This window comes from Psychrobacter sp., from assembly GCF_018260395.1.
Classification (GTDB): domain Bacteria; phylum Pseudomonadota; class Gammaproteobacteria; order Pseudomonadales; family Moraxellaceae; genus Psychrobacter.
On sequence record NZ_JAGLBC010000098.1, the window covers coordinates 1 to 8,718 of the forward strand.

Annotated in this window: 9 protein-coding genes and 1 tRNA gene; 4 read left to right on the plus strand and 6 right to left on the minus strand. The window is 39.4% G+C overall.

All coding sequences use genetic code 11. The annotated features are described in order from the left end of the window. The first annotated feature begins 568 nt into the window (after positions 1 to 568). Both QZ265_RS07975 and QZ265_RS07980 read left to right on the plus strand, forming a co-directional pair. The gene (locus tag QZ265_RS07975) at positions 569 to 1,942 is read left to right on the plus strand and encodes an LptF/LptG family permease (RefSeq protein ID WP_296405089.1); all 1,374 of its coding nucleotides are present in this window, start codon (positions 569 to 571) and stop codon (positions 1,940 to 1,942) included. Then, positions 1,939 to 3,390, plus strand: coding sequence for an LptF/LptG family permease (locus QZ265_RS07980; protein WP_296405091.1), 1,452 nt, complete (start codon positions 1,939 to 1,941; stop codon positions 3,388 to 3,390). The genes QZ265_RS07975 and QZ265_RS07980 overlap by 4 nt, the downstream gene beginning before the upstream one ends. Positions 3,391 to 3,521: 131 nt before the next feature. Here QZ265_RS07980 and QZ265_RS07985 read toward each other — a convergent pair whose 3' ends face one another. The 5 genes from QZ265_RS07985 to QZ265_RS08005 all read right to left on the minus strand — a co-directional run bounded on the left by QZ265_RS07985 (position 3,522) and on the right by QZ265_RS08005 (position 6,515). Beyond that, positions 3,522 to 4,130 carry a methyltransferase gene (locus QZ265_RS07985; protein WP_296405093.1) on the minus strand — a complete coding sequence of 203 codons (609 nt, stop codon included), beginning with the start codon at positions 4,128 to 4,130 and terminating at the stop codon, positions 3,522 to 3,524. Positions 4,131 to 4,301: 171 nt separating this feature from the next. After that, positions 4,302 to 4,994 (minus strand): phosphoglycolate phosphatase, encoded by a 693-nt coding sequence (locus tag QZ265_RS07990; protein ID WP_296405095.1) that lies wholly within the window; start codon positions 4,992 to 4,994, stop codon positions 4,302 to 4,304. Positions 4,995 to 5,095: 101 nt separating this feature from the next. After that, positions 5,096 to 5,596, minus strand: a complete 501-nt coding sequence (locus QZ265_RS07995) for a DUF4385 domain-containing protein (RefSeq protein WP_296405097.1) — start codon at positions 5,594 to 5,596, stop codon at positions 5,096 to 5,098. Positions 5,597 to 5,875: 279 nt separating this feature from the next. After that, positions 5,876 to 5,951 (minus strand) — tRNA-Phe (locus QZ265_RS08000). Positions 5,952 to 6,083: 132 nt separating this feature from the next. Continuing rightward, positions 6,084 to 6,515 carry a hypothetical protein gene (locus QZ265_RS08005; RefSeq protein WP_296405100.1) on the minus strand — a complete coding sequence of 144 codons (432 nt, stop codon included), beginning with the start codon at positions 6,513 to 6,515 and terminating at the stop codon, positions 6,084 to 6,086. Positions 6,516 to 6,750: 235 nt separating this feature from the next. Here QZ265_RS08005 and hisB point away from each other — a divergent pair, with 235 nt between their 5' ends. Further along, positions 6,751 to 7,377: an imidazoleglycerol-phosphate dehydratase HisB gene (gene hisB, locus QZ265_RS08010; protein WP_296405102.1), complete on the plus strand. Its 627-nt coding sequence runs from the start codon at positions 6,751 to 6,753 to the stop codon at positions 7,375 to 7,377. A gap of 3 nt (positions 7,378 to 7,380) precedes the next feature. Beyond that, positions 7,381 to 8,016, plus strand: a complete 636-nt coding sequence (gene hisH, locus QZ265_RS08015; protein WP_296405105.1) for an imidazole glycerol phosphate synthase subunit HisH — start codon at positions 7,381 to 7,383, stop codon at positions 8,014 to 8,016. 208 nt (positions 8,017 to 8,224) lie between these two features. On the opposite strand, the gene QZ265_RS08020 is transcribed toward hisH, so the two are convergent. Continuing rightward, a complete protein-coding gene (locus QZ265_RS08020) occupies positions 8,225 to 8,611 on the minus strand; it encodes a lysozyme inhibitor LprI family protein (RefSeq protein WP_296405107.1) in 387 nt (128 codons plus the stop codon). Positions 8,612 to 8,718 lie beyond the last annotated feature (107 nt).

Here is an 8,718-nt window from a genome sequence, read left to right on the forward strand (position 1 = left end):
ACTTATATTTGACAGATTCATATTTGACAGATTGTTGATAATTAGATTATGACTTATGCAATGTCGAAAAAGTGCATGGTCGAAAAAATCCAAAGGATAGTCTAACATATTGGCATAAATTATGGACAAATGGACGCAAATTACGACCCTATAGACCTTACAATCATGCTAGCATAAAAGACCATATTCACTCCTAAATTATTCATAAATGCGACAAACTTGTATTAAATGAATAATTAAATGAATAGCTGAGAGACTGGTATAAGGCTACAAATCTAATACCGCTTAAGAGCGTCACTGCTTTGAGTTTATTTAAATGTTCAATACGGACTTGAATGTTCAATACGGCAATGCCCCTATCATCACAATACCGCTTAAGATTATAATACGTCCTTGTTATCAGTATTTTGTTGCCGAACGATAAGCTATGCCACATTGATGTATGCCCTTTGTTAATATTCATCAATATAACCGTTCATTGCTCGCAAAATCCTTTATGATTTGCTGAAATTAAGCCATTCACTTCTTTTAACATAATTTGAGTTCACTTGTGATTTTACGCCGATACATGACCAGACAAGTCGCCTCAACTACCGCTTTAGTGCTAGGTTTTTTGGTGGTATTGCTACTGGGCGGAAGAATGATTCGTTACTTCGGTATTGCTGCTGAAGGGCGCCTCGATGTAGGTTTATTATTTGCCATTATTGGCTATAACTTACCTTTCTTTTTGGAACTGGTACTACCGCTGTCTTTTTTCATCGGATTGATGCTAGTATTTGGTCGACTTTATGTTGATAACGAAATGGCGGTGCTTAACGGTAGCGGTATCTCGCGTGGAAGTCTGGCAAGACTAATGATTCCTTTTATCTTGTTATTATTCGTCATTGAAGCTGGGCTATCGCTTTATGGTAAGCCTTGGGGAGTGCGTAATTCAGACAGTATTTGGCATCAACAGTCTTTAAGCAGTGCCTTTGACTTAATTCGTCCACAGTCTTTTATTACTAGTGACAATTATCATTTATATGTTGGTGGTATGAATGAGGATCGCACTGAATTGCGTGATGTCATACTGGTGCAAACTGGTGATGAAAGCAATGATAATAAAAAATCTGATTTAGCTAACTCCTCACAAAACGAACAAGACCAAGCGCCAATTGCCGAAAAAACGGTTCCTAATTTAACGCCTAAAGCAGATAAAACCATTACCGAACTGACTAAGCCGGTGGCGCCTACTGATACGCAAGCAGAGTCAGATAGTGCCGATCGTGATGTCATTGTATTGGCCAAAAGAGCGGTACAAGTGGTTGGCAGTAGTAATAGCAACAGCACTCAATTAGATTTATTTCAAGGAAGACGATATGAGGTAGGGGCTGATAGTTTGGTCTATAACCAAATTAGCTTCGAGCGGTATCGTATTAGTATTAATCAACCTCCCAAAGATATTATTACCGATGAAAATGTAGCGACTCAAACTTTGCCAGTATTGTGGCAAGCTGCCACAGGCCAAGCAGCGCCTGTAATAGATTTGACTAAAAAAGCTAGCACAGACAAGCCTGCAACCATACAAAAACCGGACCAGAAACAAGTCAATGCCGCTCAAGCTGAGTTAGGCTATCGTTTGTCATTACCTTGGTTAATTATTTTAGCGCCCATGTTAGCAGTGCCACTAGCGCAAGTACGTCCTAGACAGGGACGCTGGCTAAGACTGTTGCCGGCCATTATTATTTTTGCCAGTTGTGCCATAGTGATTATATCTCTAAAAAATTCGGTAACTAAAGGATCGTTATCTGTGCTGAGTTATCCGATAGCTATCATTAGTTTTATCGCTTTGGCACTATATCTTAACTGGGCAAGCCGCATTCATCATAGAGTGCGCTTTAGGTTAGGTCAGCGTAAACTCTCAAGCCTCAATGACAGTATGAATAATGGAGGCCAACAATGAAACCTATGAACTTTGGCAGCTCCACACCTCTAACTGGCGTTAATCCGGGTAAGATTCTCTCTCGTTATGTTAAGAAGAACGCTCTATTTGCCATGTTATTTGCAATAATAGGGCTTTGGGCATTGCAATTGGTTTTTTCCTACTTGGCAGAACTAGAAAAAATCTCTGATACTTATACTTACTTTGATGCATTGGCTTATATTTTTTATAAGGCGCCTTACTCCCTAGTTCTATTTACCCCTACAGGTGCCTTATTGGGTGCAGTAGTTGGACTAGGTCTATTGGCGAATAACTCTGAAATTATAGTGATGAGAGCGGCAGGGCTTAGTATTAATCGCATCGTTAGCTGGGTATTACAACCGGCGTTTATCTTTGTGATATTGGCTTTGGCTATTAATCAGTTTGTGTTGCCAATAACCAATCTGAAAGCCAATCAAATTCGCTCACCAGACACCGCTTTATTGGCTTCAGTTAATGGCTATTGGACCCTACAAAATGCACCTGAAAGTGGTACAAACCCAGCAGAAGGTGCAATAGGCCACAATATTATCTTTATAGATTACGCAGATGCGAATGGCAATATTGGTAAAGTAAAGCGTTGGCACTTGGATGCCAATAACAACTTGACCGCCGTTTCTAAAGCATCAGGTGGTATCTACTTGCCTAAAGCTGATGATCAATCCCAAGCTAGTATGCAAAACCATTCCCTAGTAGAGAAAATAGAAGAGAAAAATCTTATTAACTATCAATGGCAATTAAAAGATGTCACCACCTTAAAGCTGGCTGAACGGGCTGCAATTGAAAAATCAGAACAAGAGACAGCAGCGCAAATGATGTCTAGCAAAGCTGACAGTGAAGATAAAGCCTCTAACGCTCAATCTATTAATGCTCAATCTGTTAACAATCAAGCAACTAACAGCCAATTAACTAACAGCCAAGCAACTAGCAATCAATCTGCTAATCAGACGTCTTCACATAATGTGTTGCGATCACGAGATTTTGTGTTGAATGGAGAGCCTTTGGTTTCTAGACAAACCCAGTCAGATGATGTGATTAATCTGCCGATATCGCCTAGCTCTGTTTATCTGTTGACGCGCCGAGCTGAAGACTTATCATTGACTCAGCTTTATGATCATATGCGCTTTAATGATGCGCAAGGCACTCGATCACTAGAGCATGAAGTGGCCTTCTGGCAGAAGTTATTATCACCATTTGCCATCTTATCGCTAGTAATTGTAGCTTGTTCTTTTGTTTTTGGGTCTCTACGTACTCACAGCTTAGGTTTGCGTATTGTGGTGGCATTAATCTTTGGTCTGATGTTTAGCTATATGCAGGACTTGGCCAGTTTTGTATCCTTGGCAACCGGAGCTTCGCCGTTATTGATGGTATTGCTGCCTATAATAGGGAGTGCGTTATTAGGCTTTTATTTAATTAAACGTCAACGCTAGAATGATTTGTAGTCAATCAAATTTTTATTGATCTATTGGAAATAAGATTAACAAAACATTGTCTATGTTAGCTGTGCCTGAATCTCAACTCGTACCTGAAACTATAGCTATAACTACCATCAAGTTAAGTTTTATTCTTTGATGGCACGAGTAATGGTATACGTTTGCCCCTGTTTTACCTTTTCGGTATTGCCAAATACTTCGGTACAAGCACGCTTCATAAACTGACGTAGACCATTGATGGTCACCACATAAAAACGACCGCCAGAGCGCATTTTGCTATAAGCATCCAATAGGTATAAATAATGCTGCTCTTTACCCACTTTGGCCGGCAAGTTGGTCATCACCAAGCTAAAGTCTTTATTTGGATCGACATGGTTGAAGCCATTTGATAAATGCACATCGACATTTTTCAGACCATTTTTCTCACAATTACGACGTGCATATTCAACAGCCATGAAGTCTTTATCGATTAAAGTATGCTGACCTTGCGGGCATTCGCGCGCGGCCGCCATGCCCAGTACCCCATACCCACAGCCAAGATCGATTGAGTCATCATCCACTTGAAAGTCGATGTAATCTAGCAGCATCAAGCTGCCTGCATCAAGCTTCTCGGGAGAGAAAATACCCCACGTGGTGGTAAAGTGCATGGGCGCTCCTAATACATCTTGAGTAAAGACGATGTCTTTACGCCAATGTTTGGCTTTTTCGAGTAGGTCAGCAGGAGGAGTGTGGGTCATGATGTTGCCTTAACTAATAAAAATGTTTGAATGGCTAGTTTTAGTTTAATAAGCCAAGTTTGATAATCAAAATTTAATAAGCCAAGTCTGATAATCAAAGCTTAATAAGCTAAATTTATTAAATAGTTTACATAGTGCTTTGCGAAGATTGGCTACTTTAGTCAATAAAAACTAATAGTAGTGGGCCAATACCCAGTCTACCAAGCTTTGAAAATCATCAAATGTAGCACTAGGATTTAACTCACGAATATCTTGACCGTAATTATAACCATAAGACAGACCTAATGTATCTATATTAGCGTTTTGACCCGCCAAAATATCGTTCTTTGAATCGCCAATCATTACCGCTTGCTCAGCACTTATGCCCAGTAGCTGACAAACGTGAAGCAAAGGTTGTGGATCAGGTTTTTTGGTCGGTAGGCTATCACCGCCTAGCACTTCAGTGAATAAATCCTGCCATCCAAAGCTTTGCAAAATCTTAGGCACGAATTGTATCGGTTTATTGGTCACTAAAGCCAAAATAAAACCGGTCGCTTTTAACTGTTTTAACCCAGCATCTACGTTAGGATAGGCTACCGTATTTTTACCACTGATTTTGGCATAGGCATCGAAGAAGACTTGCTCAGCACCCTCAACCTCCTCAACACCCAATTGACCCTCTGCGACCTCAATATCACCTACTAGAGCACGCTCTACTAGCTTGCGCGATCCGTTGCCCACCCAATTACGAATGGTAGCAACAGGGAAGTTAGATTTACCTAGCGTGGTAAGCATATTATTCACTGCTTGTGCCAAATCAGGCACACTATCTATTAAGGTACCATCGAAGTCAAAAATAAGCAGTTTCTTTTTTAAATCGGTCATAGTTTTCTCAAGTCTTTATTATTTCGAGTATTTTGTTCGGTTTATTGCTAGGATTATTGCTAAGTTTTTAAGTCGTTTTATTGCTCGGTTTAGCGTTAGGGTTATGATACATCTTTATATTTTTCAATATGTTCTTTTTTCATTTTTAAGTATGTTTTGTTTTCTCGGCACAAGTCCCATTTTTGTTTGAAGATACGTGCAGATTCCGCTTTAACAGGGTCTTCTTCGTCACGCGGAAGCTCTTCACGACCATGAGCGCCACTTTGCCCCTTTTTATCGTCTGGTACTGGGCCTTTATATTTTTTACCACCTTTGTGATTGGCATAACGTCGAGCTCGAGTATAGCCCATTTGCAAGAATTTACGTGCCATATCTGCACCGACAAAATCCTCATCGGAAAGATAATCTAAGAACATCTGATAAATAATATCACTACTTTCTTGCGCTATATCAGGGGTAGCAAAGCGCCAATGTGGCAAAATCTCAGATTTATAAGGCTCTACCAATAAAACGCCCTGTTCGCCACGTCCTACCCGATATAACTCAGGATGCTCACGAAGGTTCAGGGTTTTATAGTCTAAATCGTAGTTGAATTCAAGCATAAGTAAAATTAGGTCAAATAATAAAGTTGTCTTTAGTATAACGGTTCGCAATTAGCAGTAAATATGGACTCTGTAACCTGACAGTTACTAAGGCATTAACGACTATCGATAGTTATAGAGTTGTTATAGTGTTAAATAAGAAGAACCTAAAGGATTGTATAAGACATCTATCATGGTCATGAAAAAGGTAAGTCAACTAAAATAGCAACCATAAAAAAACCCCCAAACTAAAGTAGTTTGAGGGTTATTTATGCTGTAAAGCAGTATTGGTAATAAAGATGGTGGCTCGAGGCAGAATCGAACTGCCGACACAAGGATTTTCAATCCTTTGCTCTACCGACTGAGCTATCGAGCCGTCTTTATGAGGTCGCTATTAAACTAAATATTCGATAATCTGTCAACCTTTTTTTGAAAATTAAATCAAAATAGGTAAAATAATATCAAAATAGGCCTCATATCCTGATTTTAAGTTATTTTAGGTTTTAAGTTATTTTAGTTGAATCATTTCATAGTCGCTCATAATTCTATGAACTTGCTCGTCAACGGGCATAAATTGACGAACCCCCTTTTTAATTTCCTTATCATAGACCATTTTGATAAACTTGGCCTCAATACCTCGATTAACGTTTTCAGGATGCATAGCGAGATATTGCAAGCGCTTGGTATCGGTTTGACCGTCATCAAAACAACCAATCGCCGCAATAGGTTTGTCATTGAACATACCCACATACATCAAATTGCCACGCTTAAAAGCGGTCTCAAAAAGTGTGAGCACTGCCTCGCTGTCCGCCAAATCGCCAAGGTTGGCATTGTCAGCTGAGTACAGTTTGCCAATACGCTCACGAAACTCATTATCATGAGTCGTTTCACGCATAACAGGGGCATCAAAAGAGTTAATAGCAACGGCTTCTAAAGGCATTTTTAGTCTCTAATTGGTTGAATCTAACATAGGATTTCATAAAAAAAATTCTTCATACAATAACAATATATGGGCTAAATAATAACGCTATTTTAACAAACATTACTTGTCGGTAGTATGTGAATATGGCTTAAATTCAGTACCTTTGCTATTATCATGACATTACTGTTAAAAACAGTTCCATAAATGTTATAAACTTCTATAAAACAGCCAATAACTAGTGAGCCAATTCGCCATGATTACCCAAATTAGTCCAAACCCAGCCGAGCGACCTGCTCGTATCGCCAATGTCACTCGCAATACTGCTGAGACCCAAATTAGCGTGACTGTGAATTTAGACGGAACCGGCCAAGGCACCATTGATACAGGTGTGCCTTTTTTAGATCATATGCTTGACCAAATTAAGCGTCACGGATTATTTGATTTAGATATTACCTGTAAAGGCGACGTCGATATTGATGACCATCATAGCGTTGAAGATACTGGAATTACGCTGGGACAAGCATTTGCAAAAGCATTAGGCGACAAAAAGGGTATTCGCCGTTATGGACACTTTTATGCACCGCTAGATGAATCGTTATCTCGTGCGGTGGTGGATATCTCTGGTCGTCCGGGTCTACATATGGACATCCCATTTACCCGTGCTTATGTCGGTAAATTTGATGTGGATTTATTTAGTGAGTTCTTTTTTGGTTTCGTCAATCATGCTTGGATGACGGTGCATTTAGACAATTTAAAAGGCGTAAACAGTCATCACCAAATTGAGTCTACTTTCAAAGCCTTTGCGCGGGCTTTACGTATGGCGTGTGAGTATGATGAACGGGCGTTGAATACCCTTCCGTCAACCAAAGAGGCGCTTTAAGTTATGACCAAAATTGCATTGCTCGACTATGGCATGGGCAACTTACACTCAGCCAGTAAAGCCTTAGCGGCTGTTGGCGCAGAGGTATCTATCACCAATGATGCAAAAATTATTCGCGCCGCCGATAAAATTGTCTTTCCTGGCGTCGGTGCAATGCGAGATTGTATGGCCCAGATGCGAGAAGAGGGCATTGATGAAGCGGTATGCGAGGTAGTATTTAACAAGCCTGTGATGGCGATTTGTGTCGGTATGCAAGCGTTGTTTACCGAGTCGTTAGAGTTTGAGACCACCCAATGTCTAGATATCATATCCGGTCAAGTCAAGAAGTTTGATGCTAACTGGACAAATGAGCAAGGCGCAGCGATTAAGATTCCGCACATGGGATGGAATACTATATCGGGCATGGATACCAAGCATCCTCTTTGGCAGGGTATCGATGAACATGCACATTTTTATTTTGTACACAGTTATTATTGTGCGCCGGAGGACAAGTCGGTTGTTGCCGCAGTATGTGACTATGGTCAGCCATTTTGTGCAAGCGTCATCAAAGACAACCTATTTGCGACCCAGTTCCACCCTGAAAAGAGCCATAAAGATGGATTACAGCTGCTTAAAAACTTTGTTGAGTGGAATATTTAAGGTTATTTAGTTAAGATTATTTAGATTGTCACGTTTCAATTAATTAACTAATGAAATAAGTAAATAAATAATTAACTAACTGATTAATTAAGCAAGCAAGTAAGTAAGTGAGTAAATAAAACCGCGACTGGTATACAACCAAACGTGGTTTTTATTTAAGAAATCGTTACTATTATATGTTGAACCAATACTAATAAAACTGTTTATGCTAACGTTTCTTAGAGAAGCGTTTTTGGAAATAGGAAGTACGACTTTGTGTTTCATTAGCGATACAGACTAAATCTGAAATTTCTTGCCAAACCTTCATATTATTTATTGGTTGTGAGTCATTAGGGGTAAGACATTTAGCATCACGTCTCTTAATCCAAGCTATTTGCTCAGTATCTAGTTTTTGTTTTTGGCTGGTATTCAAAGTTTGATATATTTTCATGTAAGTCTTATTAAGACGTTTTTTCTCTGTAACTACAGCGTTGTCAGCACAAGTGTAAGCCTTTTCCATATCCATTTCGCAGTCATAGTTGGCTTGAGCAGCTATGCTAGAGAATAGGGCGATGGCAATGAAACCACTTGGCAATAAGCTGAATAAAATTTTCAAGTTTATTAACTCCTTAGGTTGGATGAATATTTATTTATACTTATTTAAATATAACATAAGTAATTGAACAAAATTAAATACCTACGCTTTAAAAGTAGAAAAATTTA

Coding starts and splice junctions, on each gene's coding strand:
- QZ265_RS07975 (WP_296405089.1), top strand. CDS start 569: ATGACCAGACAAGTCGCCTCAACTACCGCTTTAGTGCTAGGTTTTTTG.
- QZ265_RS07980 (WP_296405091.1), top strand. CDS start 1,939: ATGAAACCTATGAACTTTGGCAGCTCCACACCTCTAACTGGCGTTAAT.
- QZ265_RS07985 (WP_296405093.1), bottom strand. CDS start 4,130: ATGACCCACACTCCTCCTGCTGACCTACTCGAAAAAGCCAAACATTGG.
- QZ265_RS07990 (WP_296405095.1), bottom strand. CDS start 4,994: ATGACCGATTTAAAAAAGAAACTGCTTATTTTTGACTTCGATGGTACC.
- QZ265_RS07995 (WP_296405097.1), bottom strand. CDS start 5,596: ATGCTTGAATTCAACTACGATTTAGACTATAAAACCCTGAACCTTCGT.
- QZ265_RS08005 (WP_296405100.1), bottom strand. CDS start 6,515: ATGCCTTTAGAAGCCGTTGCTATTAACTCTTTTGATGCCCCTGTTATG.
- hisB (WP_296405102.1), top strand. CDS start 6,751: ATGATTACCCAAATTAGTCCAAACCCAGCCGAGCGACCTGCTCGTATC.
- hisH (WP_296405105.1), top strand. CDS start 7,381: ATGACCAAAATTGCATTGCTCGACTATGGCATGGGCAACTTACACTCA.